Source organism: Pseudoflavonifractor intestinihominis, from assembly GCF_040096055.1.
Classification (GTDB): Bacteria; Bacillota; Clostridia; order Oscillospirales; family Oscillospiraceae; genus Pseudoflavonifractor; species Pseudoflavonifractor intestinihominis.
Window position 1 is genome coordinate 1 of sequence record NZ_JBBMFK010000002.1, and the last position, 21,013, is coordinate 21,013.

General features: G+C 61.9%; 23 protein-coding genes. 1 reads left to right on the forward strand and 22 read right to left on the reverse strand.

What is annotated here, in order from left to right; genetic code table 11:
• The coding region (locus tag WMO64_RS01315; RefSeq protein ID WP_349230753.1) for a hypothetical protein at positions 1-229 on the forward strand (229 nt) is incomplete at its 5' end.
• Positions 230-353: 124 nt separating this feature from the next.
• On the opposite strand, the gene rsgA is transcribed toward WMO64_RS01315, so the two are convergent.
• The 22 genes from rsgA to WMO64_RS01425 all read right to left on the reverse strand — a co-directional run bounded on the left by rsgA (position 354) and on the right by WMO64_RS01425 (position 20,976).
• Positions 354-1,253, reverse strand: a complete 900-nt coding sequence (gene rsgA, locus WMO64_RS01320; protein WP_349230754.1) for a ribosome small subunit-dependent GTPase A — start codon at positions 1,251-1,253, stop codon at positions 354-356.
• Positions 1,250-3,394, reverse strand: coding sequence for a Stk1 family PASTA domain-containing Ser/Thr kinase (gene pknB / locus WMO64_RS01325; protein WP_349230755.1), 2,145 nt, complete (start codon positions 3,392-3,394; stop codon positions 1,250-1,252). Before pknB ends, rsgA begins: the two co-directional genes overlap by 4 nt.
• Before the next feature lie 145 nt (positions 3,395-3,539).
• The gene (locus tag WMO64_RS01330) at positions 3,540-4,265 is read right to left on the reverse strand and encodes a Stp1/IreP family PP2C-type Ser/Thr phosphatase (RefSeq protein WP_294519273.1); all 726 of its coding nucleotides are present in this window, start codon (positions 4,263-4,265) and stop codon (positions 3,540-3,542) included.
• Positions 4,266-4,330: 65 nt separating this feature from the next.
• Complete coding sequence (gene rlmN, locus WMO64_RS01335) at positions 4,331-5,353, reverse strand: dual-specificity RNA methyltransferase RlmN (protein WP_294519269.1); 1,023 nt, start codon at positions 5,351-5,353, stop codon at positions 4,331-4,333.
• A 33-nt stretch (positions 5,354-5,386) separates the two neighbouring features.
• Complete coding sequence (gene rsmB, locus WMO64_RS01340; protein WP_349230756.1) at positions 5,387-6,730, reverse strand: 16S rRNA (cytosine(967)-C(5))-methyltransferase RsmB; 1,344 nt, start codon at positions 6,728-6,730, stop codon at positions 5,387-5,389.
• A gap of 69 nt (positions 6,731-6,799) precedes the next feature.
• Positions 6,800-7,735 (reverse strand): methionyl-tRNA formyltransferase, encoded by a 936-nt coding sequence (gene fmt, locus WMO64_RS01345; protein WP_294519263.1) that lies wholly within the window; start codon positions 7,733-7,735, stop codon positions 6,800-6,802.
• Positions 7,732-8,226 (reverse strand): peptide deformylase, encoded by a 495-nt coding sequence (def, locus tag WMO64_RS01350; RefSeq protein ID WP_294519260.1) that lies wholly within the window; start codon positions 8,224-8,226, stop codon positions 7,732-7,734. The genes fmt and def overlap by 4 nt, the downstream gene beginning before the upstream one ends.
• 13 nt (positions 8,227-8,239) lie before the next feature.
• On the reverse strand, positions 8,240-10,714 hold the full coding sequence (gene priA, locus WMO64_RS01355; RefSeq protein WP_294519257.1) for a primosomal protein N': 2,475 nt from the start codon (positions 10,712-10,714) through the stop codon (positions 8,240-8,242).
• A gap of 105 nt (positions 10,715-10,819) precedes the next feature.
• Positions 10,820-11,023, reverse strand: a complete 204-nt coding sequence (gene rpoZ, locus WMO64_RS01360) for a DNA-directed RNA polymerase subunit omega (RefSeq protein ID WP_294519254.1) — start codon at positions 11,021-11,023, stop codon at positions 10,820-10,822.
• A gap of 76 nt (positions 11,024-11,099) precedes the next feature.
• Positions 11,100-11,711, reverse strand: a complete 612-nt coding sequence (gene gmk / locus WMO64_RS01365; protein WP_349230757.1) for a guanylate kinase — start codon at positions 11,709-11,711, stop codon at positions 11,100-11,102.
• A complete protein-coding gene (gene remA / locus WMO64_RS01370; RefSeq protein ID WP_349230758.1) occupies positions 11,708-11,983 on the reverse strand; it encodes an extracellular matrix/biofilm regulator RemA in 276 nt (91 codons plus the stop codon). Before remA ends, gmk begins: the two co-directional genes overlap by 4 nt.
• Before the next feature lie 14 nt (positions 11,984-11,997).
• Positions 11,998-12,864, reverse strand: coding sequence for a YicC/YloC family endoribonuclease (locus tag WMO64_RS01375; RefSeq protein WP_294519289.1), 867 nt, complete (start codon positions 12,862-12,864; stop codon positions 11,998-12,000).
• Positions 12,865-12,946: 82 nt separating this feature from the next.
• A complete protein-coding gene (locus WMO64_RS01380; RefSeq protein WP_349230759.1) occupies positions 12,947-13,444 on the reverse strand; it encodes a hypothetical protein in 498 nt (165 codons plus the stop codon).
• 31 nt (positions 13,445-13,475) lie between these two features.
• Positions 13,476-14,099 carry a J domain-containing protein gene (locus WMO64_RS01385; RefSeq protein ID WP_294519243.1) on the reverse strand — a complete coding sequence of 208 codons (624 nt, stop codon included), beginning with the start codon at positions 14,097-14,099 and terminating at the stop codon, positions 13,476-13,478.
• Positions 14,100-14,132: 33 nt separating this feature from the next.
• Entirely contained in the window at positions 14,133-15,032 is a 900-nt protein-coding gene (locus tag WMO64_RS01390) for a DUF5685 family protein (RefSeq protein WP_349230760.1), read from the reverse strand.
• A gap of 75 nt (positions 15,033-15,107) precedes the next feature.
• Positions 15,108-16,373 carry a CdaR family protein gene (locus WMO64_RS01395; RefSeq protein WP_349230761.1) on the reverse strand — a complete coding sequence of 422 codons (1,266 nt, stop codon included), beginning with the start codon at positions 16,371-16,373 and terminating at the stop codon, positions 15,108-15,110.
• On the reverse strand, positions 16,348-17,241 hold the full coding sequence (cdaA, locus tag WMO64_RS01400) for a diadenylate cyclase CdaA (protein WP_349230762.1): 894 nt from the start codon (positions 17,239-17,241) through the stop codon (positions 16,348-16,350). Before cdaA ends, WMO64_RS01395 begins: the two co-directional genes overlap by 26 nt.
• A 231-nt stretch (positions 17,242-17,472) precedes the next feature.
• Positions 17,473-18,618, reverse strand: a complete 1,146-nt coding sequence (locus WMO64_RS01405) for an aminotransferase class V-fold PLP-dependent enzyme (RefSeq protein ID WP_349230763.1) — start codon at positions 18,616-18,618, stop codon at positions 17,473-17,475.
• A complete protein-coding gene (locus tag WMO64_RS01410; RefSeq protein WP_294519282.1) occupies positions 18,615-18,872 on the reverse strand; it encodes a putative Se/S carrier protein in 258 nt (85 codons plus the stop codon). Before WMO64_RS01410 ends, WMO64_RS01405 begins: the two co-directional genes overlap by 4 nt.
• A gap of 197 nt (positions 18,873-19,069) precedes the next feature.
• On the reverse strand, positions 19,070-19,549 hold the full coding sequence (gene ispF, locus WMO64_RS01415; RefSeq protein ID WP_294519231.1) for a 2-C-methyl-D-erythritol 2,4-cyclodiphosphate synthase: 480 nt from the start codon (positions 19,547-19,549) through the stop codon (positions 19,070-19,072).
• Between the two features lie 42 nt (positions 19,550-19,591).
• Complete coding sequence (ispD, locus tag WMO64_RS01420; RefSeq protein ID WP_294519228.1) at positions 19,592-20,320, reverse strand: 2-C-methyl-D-erythritol 4-phosphate cytidylyltransferase; 729 nt, start codon at positions 20,318-20,320, stop codon at positions 19,592-19,594.
• A 179-nt stretch (positions 20,321-20,499) separates the two neighbouring features.
• The gene (locus WMO64_RS01425; RefSeq protein ID WP_294519225.1) at positions 20,500-20,976 is read right to left on the reverse strand and encodes a CarD family transcriptional regulator; all 477 of its coding nucleotides are present in this window, start codon (positions 20,974-20,976) and stop codon (positions 20,500-20,502) included.
• Positions 20,977-21,013 lie beyond the last annotated feature (37 nt).

A 21,013-nucleotide genomic window follows, 5' to 3' on the forward strand; every position in this document is an offset into this window, starting at 1 on the left:
AATGGCTCTTTTTATTTGCCATTGGGGTGCTCACTTTTTGAGTACCATTTGCTACATTTTCATTTTACCGAAAACAACCTTGTCAATGGATAAGTGGGGATTTTTCAAAATTTTTCATAGATTTTTGACCCAAACAGGTCATTTGAGGAAAATAAAAGCGAAATCCTTATTAAGCTCCTGTTTTTTCCATGTAGAATCAAATGGATCAGGAGACTGCACAGGTATATGAGCCTGTGATCCGTAAATACAGGGGCCATCCCAAGCTGGATGGTCTGGCATGCAAAATGCCACACCATGTTAAAAGCGGGGTCTCCGGCGTGCTGCCGGAGACCCCGCTTTTTCTCGTTTTCTCTTTATACCCCGCGCTTTTTGTCCTCCCAGTCTTTACGCTGGGCCGCCTCCTCGTAGAGACGGACATAGCTTGCGTGTCTGCTGGGCGCAATCTTTCCCTCTTTCAGGGCCGCAAGCACGGCACAGCCCTTTTCCTTCACATGTGCACAGCCTGTGAACTGGCACTGGTCAAGGTAGGGGGCAAATTCCTGGAAGGTAGCCGCCAGGTCCTCTTTCCGGCAGCCCTCCATCTGCTCCGTGTCAAAGGAGGAGAAACCCGGTGTATCCGCCACAATGGCGCCGTTCTTCAACCGGAACAGTTCCACGTGCCGGGTGGTGTGCCGGCCGCGCCCCAGCTTGTCGCTGACCGCTCCCACCGGAAGACCGAAGCCGGGCTCCAGCGCGTTGAGAATGCTGGATTTTCCCACACCCGAGTTTCCGGTAAAGGCAGATACTTTCCCTGCGATCATCTCCGCAAGGGCATCGATTCCCTCCCCCGTCTCAGCGCTGACCCGCAGCGTGGGAAATCCGGCGGACCGATAGATCTGGTAGAGAGACTGGGCGGCGTCCAGGTCGCATTTGTTGAGGCACACAATGCTGCTGCATCCCTTCCAGGCTGCCAGGGAGATCATGCGGTCGATCAGGAACGGGTCGGTCACCGGAATGGCGCCGGAGGCGATGATCACCATCTGGTCAATATTGGCCACCGCCGGCCGCTGGAACTGATTGCGGCGGGGCAGGATCTCATCCACCGAGCCGCTGCCGTCCGGAAGTTTGGTAAACTGTACGCGGTCCCCCACAAGGGGCGAAATTCTGGCGTGGCGGAAGCGGCCTCTGGCCCGGCAGGCCGTAGGAGGGGCGCCGCTGCCGTCGTCCACGTAATAGAAGCCGCTGAGGGCTTTTAAGATAATTCCTTCACTCATTTGACAAAATCAATATAGGTCGTACTCTGGAGCTGGTCGTCCAGGTAGACACACACCTCCGCCTGCATGGTGCCTTCCGGCGCGCTGAGGGGCGGCGTAATCACCCGGAACACAGTGTCCACGGTGTCGTCGTACTGGGTCTGACCGTTCACCGTCACCACCACATGGACCAGCGCACGGTCAGAGGGCAGCTCGATGCGGATGGTCTTCTGCACTGTGGGCTGGGAGGGAGACGGAGAGGTGCTGGGCGCCTGGCTCTCCGTGGGGGGCGTGGTGGGCTCTTCGCTCTCCGAGGGTTCAGGGGACTCTGTGGCCCCGGCGTTGGGGTCCGGCCCCTTACTGACCGTCAGGTTCACAATGGTCTTGGGCAGGACCTCGGTGTTGGGGTCCTTGTCCTGGCTGACCACATAGCCAGCGGGCTGAACGTCGTCATAGACCTCCACGGGTGTCCCCAGAATCAGATCCATCTTCTCCAGCCACTTCTTGGCCTGCTCCAAGGTCTGGCCCCGCAGATCAATCATGGCAATGGGCTCAAGGTCTGGCCCTGTACTCACAACCAGGGTAACCTCGTCGCCTGCCTTGAGTGCGGTCCCCTCCTCGGGCTGCTGGGAGATGATATAGTCCTTCGTGACCTCTTCCGAGGCCTGTTCCTCTACCTTTACCACAAGCCCCTTGCTCTCCAGCAGAGTCTTGACCTCATCCAGCTTTTTGTTCTCATAGTCGCCCATCTTGATGTCAGAGGAGCTGCCGCCGCTGACGGTCACCTTGATGGTACGCTCGCCGGACTGGACCTGAGTATCCGCCTTGGGGCTTTGGTCCATGATCTCCCCTTCCGGGTACTCGTCACTTTCCACTGTTTTTTCCAGTTCTACTGTAAAGCCATTTTCCAATATAGTGCTGCTATTCTGGGCTTCTTCCAGGGTCATACCCACCACACTGGGAGTACTATAGAGCGGAATATCCGGGTTGAGCAGCGGGCCCAGGAAAGAGACCCACAAGAAGTATCCGATTCCCGCCAGGAAGATGATGATGGCGCCCACGGCCAGAATGACCGGAATGGGGCTGCCCCGGTCCGACCTGCCACGGCGCTCGTCGTAATCGTCATACCTGTCGTCATACTCATCGTCTCGGCTCTTCCGGCGGCGCGGATGCTCGGCTCCGTCGCTGCCCCGGCTCTGGACGTTACCGGTCGTCTGGCGGGCCGCTGCGGCGCTGCCGGAGCCGTGGAACGTATCCCCGGCCTTGCGTATCTGGGTGGGTTCGTCATTGCTGTCCAGCAGGTCCACGTCCCCGTAGTCAAAGTTGATGCTGGGGTTTTTCCGGAACTCCTCCAGATCCGCCAGCATGGCGTCGGCAGAGATATAGCGCTGGTCCACGTTGGAGGCCATGGCCTTCATGGTGATCTCCTCCAGCGCCTCGGGGATATCCGGATTGATCTCCCGGGGGGAAAGCGGGATGGAGTTGATGTGCTGGATGGCCACCGAGATAGGCGAATCGCCCTCGTAGGGCAGCCGACCGGTCAGCATCTCATAGAGCACCACGCCGGCGGAGTAGATGTCGCTGCGGGCATCGATATAGCTGCCTCTGGCCTGCTCGGGCGAGATATAGTGGACCGAGCCCAGAGCCTCCTGGGTCAGGGTATTCTGGGCCGCAGAGGCAAGGCGGGCAATGCCGAAATCGGCCACCTTTACACTGCCGTCCCGCAGCACCATGATATTGTGCGGCTTGATGTCCCGGTGGATGATGCCCCTGCTGTGGGCGTGGGAGAGGCCCTTCATGATCTGGGTGATGAAGTGCAGGGCCTCCCGCCAGTTCAGCGGCTCCCCTTTCTTCTGCATGTACTGCTTGAGGGTAATGCCGTCGATCAGCTCCATGACGATATAGTCCAGGTCATCGGAGTGGGAGACGTCGTACACCGCCACGATATTGGGATGGGACAGCATGGCGACAGCCTGGGACTCATCGTGGAACCGGCGGCGGAACTCGGCATCCTGGGCCAGATCGCTCTTCAGAATCTTGATGGCGACCAGCCGGTTGAGCCGGTGGCAGCGGGCCTTGTATACCACCGCCATACCGCCGGAGCCGATGCGCTCCAGGATTTCATATCGGTTATCGAGTAATTTACCTATGTATTGATCCATGGTAAATCTCCTCCTCGGGGGCCTTGTTCACATCAGGTGAGAATGGCCGGATTTTCGTGCGGCTGCGTATAGGGTCAGCGAGCCGCGGCGCTGTCCGTTCTGCCCGACAGCCGGCATCCGCCGCACAAGAGTGCGGCACAGTGCGTCACGTCTGGAGCAGCACTGCCGTTACATTGTCCGGCGCGCCACGGGACATGGCAATATCCAGCAGCCGGCGGCAGCAGTCCGCTTTCTCTCCGCCGTGGATGATCTCGTAGAGGATCTCCTGGTCGGTGACAATATTGGACAGTCCGTCAGAGCACAGCAGCAGGCAACTCCCTTCCCTCAGATCCAGGTAGTACAGATCGGCCCTCACCTGTTCCTCCGCGCCCAGGGCCCGGGTGATCAGGTTCTTGCGGGGGTGGAGCCGGGCCTCTTCCGGCGTGATCCTGCCCTTCTGGACCAAATCCTCCACCACAGAGTGATCCCGGGTCACCCGGTAGATCCCCTCTTCGGTGGCAAGATAGCACCTGCTGTCCCCGATGTTGAGGATGTGGGCCCCCTGGCCGGTCACCAGCACCGCCACCATGGTGGTGCCCATGCCCTGACAGGCCGGATCGCTGCCCGCACGTTGGAACACCGCGGTATTGGCCAGCTCTGCCGCCCGGGCAAGTGCCTCATCAGGCCCCTGGGCGTCAATATTGCCGCTGCGCAGGGCCTCCACAAAGGTGTCTACTGCCAGTGTGCTGGCCACATTGCCCGCCTTGGCGCCGCCCATTCCGTCACAGACAACCGCCAGTGCCAGACCTTCGTCCGGAACGTCCAGGTAATAGGCATCCTGATTCTGATGTCTGACGGCACCACGATCTGTGATGCCCCACGCTTTTATCATGTCGATTGCCTCTTCTCTGCGGACAGTTTTCTCTCTGCCGCCCTCCGCACGGACGGCACCTTCTCTCAGCTCTCCTGCATGGCCTTTCTGCGCAGCTGGCCGCAGGACGCATCAATGTCCCCGCCCAGCTTGCGCCGCACCGTGACTGTAATCCCGTAGTGCTCCAGCCGCTTCTGGAACGCCTCCACCCTGCGGCTGGGCTTCAGCGGGCTCTCCTTTACCTCGTTGAGCGGGATCAGGTTCACATGTCCCGGCGTCCCTTTCAGGTGCTTGGCCAGCAGATCCGCCTGCCAGTCCGAGTCGTTGACGCCGTCAATCATGGCGTACTCATAGGAGATGCGCCGTCCCGTCTTATCAAAATACCGGCGGCAGGTGTCGAACAATCGCTCCACACCCACGGACTTGTTTACCGGCATAATACGGGAACGGGTCTCGTCGTCCGGCGCGTGCAGAGAGACGGACAACGTCAATTGTAACCGAAGATCGGCCAGTTTGTCAATTTTTTCGACCAGGCCGCAGGTAGACAGGGAGATATGGCGCATGCCGATATTGAGTCCGTCTGGGTGATTCACCAGCTCCAGAAAGCGCATGACTGTGTCGAAGTTGTCCAGCGGCTCACCGATGCCCATCAGTACGATGTTGGAGATGGGCACCCCGGAATCCAGCTGAGTAAAGAGCACCTGGTCCAGCATTTCAGAAGGTGTCAAGTTTCTTACCTTGCCGCCCAGCGTGGATGCGCAGAAGGCGCAGCCCATCCGGCAGCCCACCTGAGAAGAGATGCACACAGTATTCCCATGGTGGTAGCGCATCAAAACAGTTTCAATACAGTTTCCATCCCGCAGCCGCCAGAGATATTTTATGGTCCCGTCCTGGGCGGAGACCTGCTTGCGTTCCACCACAGGGACTGTGATATAGCAGCTGGCGCTCAGCTTCTCCCGCAGGCCCTTGGACAGGTTGGTCATATCATCGAAGGAGACGGCGCCCCGGTGGAGCCACTGGAACACCTGCTTGGCCCGGAAGGCCGGCTCTCCCAGCGCCCGGAAATAGTCGGCCATCTCCGCCTGATTCATGGATTTGATATCTGTCATTACTTCGTCGCTCCTCGAACCGGCTGCCGCCGCTCAGGTCTTTTTTCTCAGCTTCGCAACAAAGAAGCCGTCAGTCCCGTGGCGCTGGGGCCAGAAGGTGAACATGCCGTTCTCCGCCCTTCCAAGAGGCTCCGGCAATTGAAATTTCTCAAGTGTAAAGTCTTGATTCCTGTCAAGGAATCCCTGCACTACGTCGCCGTTTTCCCGCTCAAGCAGCGTGCACGTCGCGTAGAGCAGCACGCCGCCCGGCTTCACATAAGTGGCCACATTGTCCAGAATGGCGCTCTGCACCGCCGGCAGTCCTGCCAGCGGCTCCGGGTCCTTGTAGCGGATATCCGGCTTCTTGCGGATGATACCCAGTCCGGAGCAGGGCACGTCGGCCATCACCACATCAAAGGCATTTTCAAAGGCCGGACGGTGCTTTTTTCCGTCCATCACGGCGGTCTTGATGCAGGTGAAGCCCAGCCGCTCCGCGCCCGCCTGGATCAGCTTCTCCTTGTGGGCGTGGATGTCGCAGGACTGGATCTCCCCCTGGCCCTCCATCCGGATGGCGGCGGCAAAGGTCTTGCCGCCGGGGGCGGCGCAGGCATCCAGTACCTTCATTCCCGGCCTGGGGTCCGCGACCTCCACAGCCAGGCGGGCAGCCGGGTCCTGGATATAGAACAGCCCCTCCCGAAAGGCGGTGAGGTGCTCCAGGTTTCCCGTCCCGGACAGCACCAGACAGTTGGGCAGCCAGGGGTGGGGCTGGGCCTCCACGCCGGCTTCCGCCAGGCGATCCAGGGTCTGCTCCATGGTGGTCCGGCAGGTGTTGATCTGGGCGGTAATGGGAGGCTGGCCGTTGTCCGTCTCCAGCAGGGCCTCCGCCTCCTCGCTGCCCAGCAGATCGGTGAATTCCCGCACCAGCCACAGGGGGTGACTATACCGGATGGACAGGTACTCCTCCCGGCTGTCGCTCTCGATCACCGGCAGGCGGTCGATGTTCCGGGACACGTTTCGGAGCACACCGTTGACCATACCCGCAGCCCGGGGATTCTTGCAGTGCTTCTTGGTCAGCTCCACCGACTCGTTCACCGCCGCATTGTGGGGGATCTTGGTCATAAAGGCCATCTGATAGACGCCCAGACGAAGGGCATTGCGCACCTTGATCTCCATCTTCTCCGGCCGGGTGGTGGAGAATTTTCCGATATAGAAGTCCAGCAGCATCCGGTTCTGAAGCACCCCGAAGCACAGCCGTGTGGCCAGGGCCGCGTCCCGGCTGTCCAGCCCGGCCTCCCGCAGTGTTTTTTTCAGGAACCCGTCGGACCAGGCCCCCTGCCGCTCACAGGCAGACAGCGCCAGCAGCGCGGTCTCCCGGGCAGTTTGGTCGGTGCTTGACATGGGTGTTCCCCTCTTTCTCTCTGTCTTTATGCGGCAGTTCGTCCATTATGCCGCTGTACTTTTGAAAAATCAGCTCTGAGGCTGGACGGCAATGGGGTGGCCCAGCAGATAGTCCGCCGCCTTCATCCGCTTTTTGCCGGGGGCCTGGAGCTCGGTGATGCGGAGCACAGTCCCCTCACCGCAGGCCACGTCGATGCCCTGCTTCCCGGCGGCCAGAACGGTGCCGGGCTGTGCCTGGGTCTTGGCCCCGGTCTCCTCCGTGCGGTAGACCTTGATGGTCTCCCCGGTCAGCCTGTCCGTGGACGCCACCGGCCAGGGCAGCAGGCCCCGGACCTGACAGTGGAGCGCGTGGGCGGTGCGGCTCCAGTCCATGGGGGAGAGCTCCTTGCCCAGCATGGGGGCCAGGGTGGCCTCCGCTCCGTTCTGAGGCGTCCGCTGGTCGATGCCCACCTCTATAGCGCTGACCGTCTGGACCAGAAGGTCGGCACCCAGAATGGACAGACGGCGGTACAGCTCTTCCGCAGTCTCATTGGGACCGATTTCTGTGGACTCCTGGGAGATGATGTCCCCCGCGTCCAGCTCGGTGGCCATGTGCATGATAGTCACGCCGGACACTGTATCCCCGTTGAGCACCGCCCAGTTGATGGGCGCCGCCCCCCGGTACTTAGGCAGCAGGGACGAGTGGACGTTGATGCACCCCTTGGGCGGGCAGGCCAGGATCTCGTCGGGCAAGATCCTGCCGTAGGCCGCCACCACGATCAGCTCGGGCGCCAGGGCCTGGATCTGGGCCAGGGCGGTACCGTCCCGCATCTTCACAGGCTGGAACACAGGGATATTATATGTGAGGGCGCATTCCTTTACAGGTGTTGGCTGGAGCTTGTTTTGATGCCGTCCCACCGGCTTGTCCGGCTGGGAGAACACCCCGCAGACCTCATGCCCGGCGGCCACCAGGGCCTCCAGCGAGGGGACGGCAAATTCGGGGGTGCCCATGAAGAGAATCCTCACGCCTGACCCTCCTGCTCCATCAGCTCCTCCAGTTCCTCGGAGGTATAGAGCTTGTCGGTCAGCTCCGTGAACAGGTGGCCCTCCAGGTGGTCCAGCTCGTGGCAGAAGCAGCGGGCGGTCAGGCCCTCGTCCTCCACCTCAAACCACTCGCCCTTCCGGTTCTGTGCCCGCACCTTGGCCTTCATGGGGCGCGTCACCTTGCCCCAGCGGCCGGGTACGGACAGGCAGCCCTCAAAGCCCACCTGCTCCCCCTCGGTGGCCACAATCTCGGGGTTTACCAGCTCAATGACCTGGTCCTCTCCATTGATGACCACCACCACCCGGCGGAGAATCCCGATCTGAGGGGCAGCCAGGCCCACGCCGCCGGAGTCCCGCAGGGTCTCCACCATATCGTCCAGCAGGATAGCCAGCTTGTGATCGAAATTGGTGACCGGGTGGGCCTTCTTCGTCAGCACCGGATCGCCTTTTGTAATAATGGTACGAAGTGCCATGTTATGTTCCTCCTTAATCCATGGGGTTTACGTCCGCAAACACGGACACCCCTTTCATTTCCTTATCGCTGTGTGCGGCGCAGAGCAGCGCCGCCACCAGGGCGCGCATGGTCTTGGAATTGTGTCCCGATATGGTTAGCCGGTAACGGTACCGGTTGTTTACCTTGGCCACCGAGGCAGGCGCCGGCCCCAACAGCTGGACGTCCAGCCCCTGATAGGCCGGGTCGGCAAACCAGCTCTCCAGTGTACGGCGCAGCCGGACGCACATCCGCAGCACCCGGCTCTCCTCCGTTCCGGAGGCGGTGAGCACGAACAGGTCCCGAAAGGGCGGGCAGCCCCGCAGACGGCGCATGGTGATCTCCTGCTGATAGAAGGTGTCGTAGTCCTGGGCGGCGGCGGTGGCGATGACCTCGTTTTCCGGCGTAAAGGTCTGGATGATGGCCCGGCCGGTCTTCTCCCCCCGGCCTGCCCGGCCCACCACCTGGGTCAGGAGGGAAAAAGTCCGCTCCCCCGCCCGGTAGTCGTCCACATACAGAGAGAGATCCGCTGAGATGACCCCTACCAGGGTGACATTTTCAAAGTCCAGACCCTTGGCCACCATCTGGGTGCCCACCAGAATGGGCACCTTCTCCTTCTCAAAGCGGGCGAGCAGCTTCTCGTGGGACTGCACGGCGGACACGGTGTCCGTATCCATCCGCATGACCTCGGTACCGGGAAACAGTTCCTCCAGCTCCTCCTGCACCTTCTGGGTACCGCTGCCGATGAAGTGGAATGCTCCGCCGCAGTGGGGACAGGCATCCGGCAGCCGCTCTGAATGGCCGCAGTAGTGGCACATCAGCCGCCCATTGGCCGAGTGATAGGTCAGGTAGGCCGAGCACCGGGGACAGGACGGCACCTCGCCGCACTCGCCGCAGGCGGCCATCCGGCTGTTGCCGCGGCGGTTGAGAAAGAGGATGCTCTGCTCTCCCCGGTCCAGATTGGCCTTCAGCTCTTCCCGGAGCTGCTGGCTGATGTCGGAGCCGTTTCCACCGCGCAGCTCCCGCTTCATGTCCACGATCTGGACCTGAGGCAGGGCCCGGGTGTTGTACCGGCTGCGTAAGGTGAACAGATGATAAACCCCGGTTTTCGCCAGATACATGCTCTCCACAGAGGGGGTGGCAGAGCCCAACAACAGCACCGCGTTGCTGCGGGCACAGCGGAACTTGGCCACGTCCCGGGCGTGGTACCGGGGGACATTTTCCGATTTATAGGTGTACTCCTGCTCTTCATCCAGCACGATGAGTCCCAGGTTTTGCAGCGGTGCGAACACCGCCGACCGGGTGCCGATGACCACTCTGGCCTTCCCGGAGCGCACCCGCTTCCACTCGTCGTACCGCTCCCCGGCCCGCAGAGAGCTGTGGAGCACGGCGATAGCGTCGCCGAAGTGGGAGGTGAAGATGTGCAACAGCTGGGGCGTCAGGGCAATCTCAGGCACCAGCACCATGGCCCCTCTCCCCCGCTTGAGCGTCTCCTCAATGAGGCGGATATAGACCTGGGTCTTGCCGCTGCCGGTCACGCCGTAGAGCAGGGCGGCGGCGGACTTCCCGGCCCCACACAGCCGGTCAATTCCCTCAAAAGCCGCCGCCTGCTCCTCGTTAAGCACCACCGGCTGCGCAGGCTCGGTCTGCTCCGGCGCCGCCCGGCGGAACACCTCCCGCTTCTCCATCACAGCGAGGCCGCTCTTTACCAGAGACCGCAGCGTGGCGGCCGACGCGCCGGTAAAGTAACAGATCTCCTTGGAAGAGGCCTGCCCCACAGCCGACAGCAGCTCTACCACCGCGTAGCGCAAAGGCGCTGTCTTCCGCTTGGGGGCCACCAGAGCCAGCGCCTCCTCCGGCGGGACGGCCAGGGACACCACCTGCTCGGTCTTGTCCCCCACGCCCCGGGATGCGCTGGTCTCCAGAGTCAGGACGCCCCGCTCCGTCAGCTGCTTCAGGGCCGGATTTGGGTCCTTGGTGCCAAACGCCGCCCGGATCTGGCCCATCTCGGCGGTGCCGCCGCAGGCGTAGGCCAGATCCAAAATCCGCCGCGCATGGTCGGACCGGCCGGCGGCCTCATAGGCCGCCTCCTTGTCCACTCCCTTGGCAATGCGGTACTGGTCCTGGAGGGAGAAGTACAGCCCCGCCGGGAGCATGGCCCGGGCCGCATCATACACAGTACAGAAGTACCGCTCCCGCATCCACAGGGCCAGCTGGATGCTCTCGCTGTCCAGCACAGGGGTATCGTCCAGCAGAGCGATGACCGCTTTCAGACGCGGGGCAGGCTGTCCCCGGCTCAGCGCCAGGATAATGCCCTCGATCCGGCGGTTTCCCGCCCCAAACGGCACCAGGACCCGCATACCGGGCGCGGCACTCTCGCGCAACTCGTCCGGAAGGAGATAATCGTAGGGCTTGTCGATCGCAAAGGTGGCCGCACTGAGGGCTACTTTTGCCAGAATGACCTGTTCCACGCCGCTGCTCCCTCCGGTGATGAGACTTGTCCAACTATCCCGCAAAAGGCAAGTGACAGGCGCTGCCGCCCTCTCACTTGCCTTCCGCAGAAATCTGTGTTTCGTTTACTCCTCATCCTCAGCGTGAGGAATGCACTTGCCCTCGGCCACTTCCCGCAGGGCCAGGGAGACCGGCTTGTCCTCCAGGGAGATGCCCTCCTCCTCCGCCTCGCTGGCGATCTGGCGGGCACGCTGGGCCACCACGTTCACCAGCATGTAGCGGCTGGGGATCTGGGCAAGAAGTTCGTTCATTGCAGGTTTCAGCATCATAAAGCATCGTTCCTTTCTTTGGGCCGCGCCCGCCGGAGCAGGGCGGTGCGCATCGTGGCAAAACAGCCTTGGGCTGTCAAATTCCGTCCACCAGGGCCAGACGGTTCCGGGTCCGGCAGTCCTCCGCCGTCAGGATGGAGATAATCTCCGCCGCCGCGGTGGAGACCTTGTCGTTGACCACCAGGTAGTCGTAGTTGGGAATCTGCCGGTACTCCTCCCGCGCCTTCTGGAGCCGGCCGGCAATGACGTCCTCGTTGTCGGTGGCCCGGCCGTGGAGCCGGCGGGAGAGCTCCTCAAAGGAGGGAGGGATGATGAAGATCAGCACGGCCTCCGGGCACTTTCTGCGCACCTTGGCCGCGCCCTGGACTTCGATATCCAGCAGCACATCGATCCCGGCGGCCAGCTTGTCCTGGATGACCTTCAGGGAGGTGCCGTAGTAGTTGCCCACATACTGAGCGTACTCCAGCAGCTCGTCGGCAGAAATCATCCGCTCGAACTCCTCTCGGCTGACGAAGTTGTAGTTTACGCCGTCTGCCTCACCCACGCGGGGGCTGCGGGTAGTAAAAGAGACGGAAAAATAGATGTCCTTCCGCTCTCCCAGGAGCTCGGCAATCACAGTGCTCTTTCCCACGCCGGAAGGTCCGGAGAGCACGATCAGCTGGCCGCGGGTCTTCTTCTTTTTTATCATTCCGCATCCTCCTCCTCGGTTACCGGGTCCGGTGCGTCCTTGCCGCTCAGGCGGCCCGCCACGGTCTCCGGCTGAATGGCCGAGAGGACGATATGGTCGCTGTCCATAATCAGAACGGCGCGGGTTCTGCGGCCGTAGGTGGCGTCGATCAGCATGCCTCTGTCTCTCGCCTCCTGGATCATGCGCTTGATGGGCGCGGACTCCGGACTCACAATGGCAATGAGCCGCCCGGCGGAGACCATGTTGCCAAATCCGATATTGATGAGCTTCACTGCGCTCCGCCTCCTTACTCGATGTTCTGGACCTGTTCGCGGATCTTCTCGATCTCCGCTTTGATATCCACCACATGGCGGGCAGTCTCAATATCGTTGCACTTGGAGCCAATGGTATTGGCCTCCCGGTTGAACTCCTGGATCAGGAAGTCCAGTTTGCGGCCGATGGCGCCGCCCTGGTCCAGCATATGGGACAGCTGGTCCAGATGGCTGCGCAGGCGGACCGTCTCCTCATCTACCGCCACCTTGTCCGCAAAAATGGCGGCCTCGGTGAGGATGCGGCTCTCGTCGATCTGGGTATTCTGGAGCACCTCGGCCATCTTGGCCTCCAGCCGGGCCCGGTAGTCCGCCACAATGCCGGGGGCACGTTCCTCCACCAGGGAGGTCAGATTGCCGATGGTGACGGCCCGGCTGCGGATGTCCTCCTCCAGCTTGCCGCCCTCACGGGTACGCATGGCGTCAAAATCAGCCAGCGCCATATCCAGTACGGCGCAGATATCGGCGGCCACCGCCTCCAGGTCCTCCTGGCTCTTCTCCACCAGGAACACATCCTGGAACCGGGAGAGCAGCGAGACCGAGATATCATCCCGCAGGCCGTAAGTATCCCGCATCTGGCACAGCGCGGCGTAGTAGCCGTCCGCCACGCCTTTGTTCAGGGTAATGGACACGTCGCCCCCCTCGGACTGTCCGATGGTCACAAAGACGTCCACCTTGCCCCGGGAGATGCTCTTCTGCACCCGGGCCTTGATGGCGTCCTCTGCAAAGACATAGATCCTGGGCAGCTTGATGGTGCAGTCGAGATAGCGGTTGTTGACGGAGCGGACTTCCACCGTGATGGTACGCCCGTGGAGCGCCGCCTCACCTTTTCCATAGCCGGTCATGCTCTTCACCAAAGGGCTCGCTTCCCTTCTTTCGATTGTTTAGCAATATATTATATCAGATTTTTCCCGTTTTGAAAACCCTTTATCTCCGCCTTATTGCCCTGTCGATCCGGGCGGCGTAGAGCATCACCAGTTTGGAGAAGCCGTAGTCATAGATCAGGAACACCACGTTCCCGCCCACATAGAGCACCCACAGCTGCTCAAACACGGCGGGAAGCCCGGCCAGCAGCGCGTCACGCAGCACAAACCAGCAGAATGTCAGTACAACATTGAAAAACGCCAGCTTGCACAGCCACTCCAGCGGCGCCTTCCTCATCTGTTCGATCAGGCTCTTCACCATGGGATACAGGCCGAAAAAGACCAGGTAGAGCAGGACGTTCCCCTTGTCGGGCGAGAGGATCAGACCCAATATCCCGGCCACGGCCCAGCACAAAAATCCTGCGTGGAGACCGCCGGAGATCACGGCCGCGGCGTTGACCAGTCCGGCTACCGCCACAATGCCCATCCGCCCCGACGGAGAGACGGACGCCAGCAGCAGGATCACCAGTGAAAGGGCCGCCAGAACGCCCACCAGCGCCACCCGACCCGCCCCCGTATTTCGCCGCCCCATCTCAGTTGCAGCCCCCGCACAGGCACTGCATGCACATCAGCGTAGTACAGCAGTCACAGGCGTCCATGCCCATGCCGGTATTCCCATAGGGGCGGTAGGCCTGTCCGCCCTGCTGCATCATATTCAGCGCCTGGCGATACTCCATGTTGCCCGGGTCGGCATTGCAGGCAATCTGGTACTGCTGCCGGGCCTCGTCCAACCAGCCGCGGCGGTAGGCGATGCAGCCGGAGAGAAAGTGCCACTCCGCGTCCTGCGCAGGCGCTTCCCGGAGCAGGCGCTCGGCGGTGTCAACATCCCCGGCGTTGATGGCCTGCCGCACCCGGCTGTAAAGGGTCCCTGCGGAGGAGGACTGGCGCTGCTGCTGGTAGCCGTAGCCATAGCTTCCGCTCTGCTGATAGGCGCTGCCGCCATAGCTCCCGCCGCTGTATCCGCCGCCGCTGCGCATCTTGTTGATGGCGTCGTAGGCCTCGTTGACTTCCTTCATCTTCTCCTCCGCCAGGTCGGCCAGAGGGTTGTTCTGGTAGTTGTCCGGATGGTATTTCCGGGCCAGTTCGCGGTATGCCTTCTTGATCTCCTCGTCGCTGGCGTTGGGAGATACTCCAAGTACGCTGTACGGATCGCTCATGTGTCTCTGTCTCCTGTTCTCAATCGTTGACCTCTAGTTCTGCCGGGTGCTGCCCGGCCCAATTCCCAAAACCGCCTGGCGCTTCATTTCCTTCCAGCAGCCGCGGAACACCAGTTCCTCCACCATGGGCATCCCCATATACAGGATATTGCCCAGTACCGGCCCCCAGCAGCCCCGGTCCAAAAGGGCAAAGGCCGAGAGCGCCAGATTGCGGGAGTGGAGCAGCGTGGTGCGCAGGTAATCCTGTTCCTCTTCCTCCCGGCCGCCGAAGCGGGCGTGGATGGGGTTATATCTTCCGGCGGCCACGTCCTCCCGCAGATCGTCCCACGCGTCCACCAGATAGATCCAGCGGCCCACATGGTAGAGCAGCTGTTCCAGCGCCCGGTCCTCTGTCTCATTTCCCGTCTTGGGAGCCGCGGCGCGGAGAATCCGGGCAAAGGTGTCCGCCGTCCGGTCCAACGAGGGTGCGCGTTCCTCCTCCAGCCGGTGCAGCGTCTCCAGCTGAAGCCGGACCTCCCGGTCGAACTCCGGCCGTGCCGCCGCCGCCCGGCGGTATCCCCGCCGGAGCAGCAGGGACAGCGCCCCGGCGCCCAGCCGCTCCCAGAAGCCGCCGTCGGCCATGCTGTCCTGCACCTTCCAGTAGCTGAGGATCACGCTCTCATCCGCCGCCGCCTCCAGCCACGGGCCGGACGCGCAGGTGCACTTCTTCCGCAGGAAAAGCTTGGCCGGACAGCGGCGCATGCAGGTGGACGGCCTGGGATCTGGCGGCGAGAGCAGCATGGCCAGAAAGGTAAAATCGTAATTCAGGAGCATCCGCGCTGTAAAGCCGCAGCGCTTGCCCATGACCTGGCACAGTCCGCAGTACATGGCCTGGTAGTTCTCCAGCTCCCGGACCTTCAGTTCCTCCCGGCAGGGGCGAATATATCCGAACATCTCAGCTTCGCCTGCCGATCATATTCCCGCTCTGTCTCAAACCGGCGGTCTCCGCCATAGTGCTGCCTCCTGCCGTTATTCTGCCAGAGTGAAGTTGACCAGGACGTCGTACTCGCCGCCCAGCACGCCAACATCGCTGCTGCCGTCTATGATGACCTGGGCCTGGACGGTCTGCCGTCCTGTGGCCAGCTGGGCCTGGGACAGGTCCACCACGATCCGCAGCTGGGACTGGAACAGGGCGTCCACCGCCTCCTCCGGGCCGCGGACGGTCACCAGCCGGGACTCGGTCACCAGCTCGGCGTTATACCCGTCCGGCTTATTGATCATCTGGATGTTGTCTACAGTAAACTCCCGGGTGGTCAGCTTGGTGTCGTCAATGGTGACCGTCACATCCACCGAGCTGATGCCGCTCTCATTGGTGAAGTCCTCATTGAGGGTGACCGGGAAGTTGAAGGTCTCCTGGGTGTACACCTGGGAGAGGTCGATCTCGCCCAGGACGATCTTGTCGTAGGCCTCCAGCTCGTCCTCCGGGCCGGAGATGGTGAGGTACATGACCGTCTCATGGTTGACGCCGTAGGTGACGTTCACATCGTCCTCCGTGGCGCCGCCGCCGGGGATGATATCAACGGTCACCGGGACCTGCTTGGTCTTGACAATGGGGTATTCCACGTGGACGGTGTCCACATTGGCGGTCACCACCAGATCCGTCAGCTCCGTCCCGTCGGCGCTCACGTACACAAAGGGCAGATCGCCCTCATAGCTCTCGCTCATATCCTCGATGGTGAGCAGCACCTTGGCGTAGGCCACCTGGTTCACCAGCTCCTGCTGGCCGCTAATGTTGATGGTGCCCGGCGTGATGGTGGGCTTGCCGGCCATATAGTCCTCGGCGTAGCTGCCCTTGAACTCCAGCCGGACAGGGATCTCCTTGCTCTCCAGCTCGGAGACGGTGAACTCCACATAGAGGTCGGAGACATCGTTGTTCACCGTCACGTCCAGCTGGTTGACGTTGATGGGATAGCTGGGCTTCACCAGCAGGCGGTAGGTGCCCGCCTCCGAGATCTGAGACACATCCACGCTCAGGGTAATATTCTCCCGGCTCAGCTTGGAGAACACGTCCGACTTCGCCTCCAGGTCCAGCGTCATGGTCTGGTCGGCGCCCTCGGAGATGATCAGATTGCGGGCCGCCAGGATCTCCGTTCCGGTAAAGGTGATGGGGATGTTGGAAATGGAGCGCTCAATCGCGGGATTTGCCTCCTTCACCACATAGATCCACAAGACAGAGGCCATCAGGAGAGAGAGGACGACGTAGAGCCACTTACTGTCTTTTATCTTCTTCCACATCTGCCTTCTCCCCTTTCTTTGACTTCAAGATGATATTGAGGAAGTTGAATTTGGTCTTATCACTCTCGTCATTCTGGGGCAGAAGCTCGTTGCGCAGCAGACGGTCCAGTGTCTCAGGCGCCAGATGGCGCTTCAGCATGCCGCCCACCGCCACGGAGATGGAGCCCGTCTCCTCCGAGACAATGGCCACCACCGCGTCCGAATGCTCGCTGGCGCCGATACCGGCCCGGTGGCGCATGCCCAGTTCCCGGGAGAGATTGACGTTTCCGGACAGCGGGAGCATGCAGCCCGCGCCCACGATCCGGCCGCCCCGTACGATCACCGCGCCGTCGTGGAGGGGCGCCTTGTTCCAGAAGATGTTCTTCAACAGCTCGGCGTTGACCACACAGTCCAGCGCGGTACCGGTCTTAATGGAGTCGTCCAGCTGGTTTTTCCGCTCAAAGACCATCAGCGCGCCGGTCTTGGTCCTGGAGAGGTCCGTGTAGGCCAGGACGGTCTGGGTGATGGCGTTTTCCAGCTCGCCGGGGGTCTCCTCCCGGACGAATACGCTGCCGATGCGGCTGCGGCCCATCTGCTCCAGAAAGCGCCGTATCTCAGGCTGGAACAGGATGACCAGCGCCAGAACGCCGTACTCCAGCACCTTGCCCATCAAATAACTGAGCATCCGAAGCTGGAATGCACTGACCACCACAAAGGCCACAATCACAAGGAGCACGCCCTTCATGACCTGACCTGAGCTGGTTCGGCGGACGATCATCAGCAGCTTATAGAAAATAAACGCCATGATAAGGATATCCAGGATGTCCGCTATACCAATGGGAGGGAAGCCCATAAAGGTCTCCTGAATCCGTTGTATGATCTGTTCCATTCTTCCCTTCACCTGCACTTTAGCTGTCCGGGCGTCGATTTACGGGCAGATCGGGGCCCTGTTCTCATACTCTGCCTATTTTAAAGATTATACTTTATCGCTGGGGAAATGGCAATACGGCAGTCATGAATTTTCTATAAATTCCCCCGACTCCCCCGCAGGAGGCAGCATCTCCCGCATTTTTACGTATAAAACCCGCTATGCCTTGGACTGCAAAGCATAGCGGGTTTTTCACCTCCGGCCGCAGGTCCCTGCGCGGGCGGCGATGCAGCCCACGGCACGGACAAAGCGTTCGGTTTCACAAAGGGTATTGAAGACGGAAAAGCTGGCGCGAATTGTGCCGGTCTCCAGCGTGCCTGCGGACTGGTGGGCCAGAGGAGCGCAGTGCAGTCCCGCCCGGACCGCGATCCCCATCTCTCCCAGCGCGGCGCCCGCCTCCTCGCAGTCCATCCCGCGGATCCGGAAAGACAGCACCCCCGCCTGCCTCGTGCCCTTCCCCGCCGCGTATACGGTCACACCGGGAATCCCGGCCAACGCCCGGGCTGTACGCCGGGTGAGCCGCTCTTCATGGGCGAATATCTTGTCTGGCCCCATGGCGGAGACATACCGGATGCCCTCCAGCAGTCCGGCGATCCCCGCGATGTTATGGGTACCCGCCTCCAGACGGTCGGGCAGAAAGTCCGGCATCTCCTGTAAAGCCGACAGGCTTCCGGTGCCCCCCTCCAGCAGTGGCTGAGTCTCCGCGCCGCACAGCAGCAGCCCGGTCCCCTGGGGGCCGTACAGCCCCTTGTGTCCCGGCATGGCGATAAACGCCGCACCCAGCTCATCCATGCGTACCCGCAGGCAGCCGGCGGACTGGGAGGCGTCCAGGATAAACGGAACGCCCCGCTCCCTGCACAGCGCGGCGATCCGGTCCACAGGGAGAATATAGCCGAACACATTGGACACGTGGGTGCAGATCACCGCCCGCACCTCACCGGTCAGCTGCTCCTCAAATGTCCGGTACATCTGGTCCGGGCAGAACAGCGGCCCGGAGGCCACCCGGATCTGTACGTCCTCCATACAATGGAGCGGACGGGTCACCGCGTTGTGCTCATAGCCGGAGATGAGCACCGTGTCCCCCGGATGGACCAGGGACTTGATCGCCAGATTGAGCCCATGGGTGGCGTTCATGGTAAACACCACCTGCTCCGGGTTCTCCACCCCGAAGAGCCCGGCGGCCGCCTGGCGGCATGCAAAAGCCGTGTCCGCCGCCAGTGCCGCCGGCTGGTGGCTCCCCCGGCCCGGGCTGGCCATATGGCCCATAGCATAGGCCGCCGCCCGGGCCACGGACGGCGGCTTCTGCATGGTGGTGGCGGCGCTGTCCAGATAGATCATAGCAGCCGCACCTCTTTGTAGCTCCCATCGGCGGCCTGGAGCAGGACCCGTTTAGGAGCCAGGCCCACCCGCCCCAGAATCGCCAGGGCGTCCGCCAGATTGCGCTCCGACACCTTCACCGCGTGGCTGCATCCCTCGCCGGAGACGCTTCTGGGGGAGCGCAGAATGTGGGCAGTGATACCGGCCCGCTCCAACGCCTGAGCGGTCCGCTGGGCATAGGTCAGGGAGCGGCAGATGATCAGGTAATATACCATCAAGCATGACCATTCCTTTCCTGGGTGTTTCTCAATGGCCGAAGCCTTCTGAGAGGAATGTCACCATTGCATGGGTTCTGCGCTGCCCCTGCCGGGCGCGGCGGGATAAAACGCTCCTCTCGCCCCAGTATATGCCGTCCGCCGGAGCCCGGTCACCGGATATGAGAAGAGGCGCCGCCGTCCGGCAGCGCCTCTCATCATACCTCTTCCAGCAAAACCACCGCGTGGGCGGCGATTCCCTCCCCGCTGCCGGTGAAGCCCAAGCCCTCCTCTGTGGTGGCCTTCACATTCACCCGGCTTTCGGGAACGCCCATATGCTGCGCCAGCACAGCCCGCATGGCGGGGATGTGGCCCGCCAGCTTGGGCCGCTGGGCCAGGATGGTCATATCCGCATTCCCCAGCCGGAAGCCGCCGGCATGCACCCGGTCCATCACCCGGTCCAGCAGCACCAGGCTGGAGATTCCCGCAAAAGCCGGATCGTTGTCGGGGAACAGCTTTCCGATATCCCCCAGCGCCGCAGCGCCCAGCAGAGCGTCCATCAGCGCATGGGTCAGCACGTCGGCATCCGAGTGACCCAGCAGCCCCTTCTCCCAGGGGATCTCCACCCCGCCTAAAATCAGCTTCCGCTCCGGCACCAACCGGTGCACGTCATATCCATGTCCGATCCGCAATCCCACTCGCTCCTTTTCCTCCTGCCTGTCCGGGCAGCAGTGATATTCTTATGTATCCCGGCTGTGCAGGATGGCCTCTGCCACCAGCATATCCGCGGGCGTTGTGATCTTGATGTTCTCATAAGAGCCGGCCGTCAGGCAGACCTTCATGCCGATCCGCTCCACCGCGCCGCAGTCGTCGGTAATGGCCGCGCCGTCTTCCACGGCCTTGTGCAGCGCCCCCAGCAGCAGATCGCTGTCAAACACCTGGGGCGTCTGGATGGCAAAGAGCTGGGCCCGGTCCGGGGTCTCCACCACCACGCCGTCCACAGCCCGCTTGATGGTGTCCTTCACCGGAACCGCCGGCGCGGCGGCGCCGCACTCCGCGGCCTTCCGGATGGCCTCATCGATGACCTCTACCGTCACCAGGGGACGGGCGCCGTCGTGCACTGCGATGAGCTCCGCACGGGCGCTCACCTCCTCCACGCCGGCCAGTACGGAATCCGCCCTGGTGGCGCCGCCCACCAGCACCTTTGTCACCTTGTCCAGCCCGCAGTCCCGACAGAGCTGCCCCACCGGTACGATCAGATCTTCCCGGGTGACCACCACGATCTCCCGAATCCGCTCCGAGGCGCTCAGGGCCTGCAGCGTATGTACCAGGACGGGAACGTCATCCAGGGGCAGCAGGATCTTGTCCTGCCCCTCCATCCGCCGGGACGAGCCCGCCGCAGGTACCACTGCCGCACACCAGGGCCCCTGGGATTCCTGCTTTTTTCGCAGCCGTTTCAGCAGTCCCACGTCTTTTCTCCCTTCCGGGGCAGCCTGCCCCATTTACTTCTCCGTCACACGTCTCACAATAAAAGAGCACAACTCCCTCCCGGCCCTTGACGCCCCCGCGTCAGCCGAGGGGAAGTTGTGCTTCCGGCAAGCCGCAGGTTTCCCTTCCCACGGCAGATGATCGTCTCCTTCTATTCCTATTAGGCCATCGCGCCGTTTATGCGCGCCTCCACGTCCTCATAGCTGGCATTCTGGGAGAGGACGATTTCGGAAATCAGGATCTGCTTGGCAGAGTGCAGCATCTTGCGCTCCCCGGTGGAGAGTCCCCGGTCCACATCGCGGCGCATCAGCCCCTTAACCACCCGGGCCACCTCCAGCAGGTCGCCGCTCTTCAGGCGCATCATGTTTTCCCGGTAGCGGCGGTTCCAGTTCTGGGTCATGTCCACCTCAATGTCCGGTATGGCGGCAAGGACTCTGTCCGCTTCGTCCCGCTGGCAGACAGGGCGCACTCCGATCTCCTCGCTGTTCTCCGTGGGGACCATGACCAGCATCCCGCCCACAGGCAGTTTGAGGATATAGTACTCTCTTACCACGCCGTTTACCTTCTTGCGGACAATGCTGTCCACGACGCCTGCACCGTGCATTGGATGGACGATTTTGTCGCCTACCTGAAACATGTTACACCTCCAATTACCGCTCATACCTCCACTATAC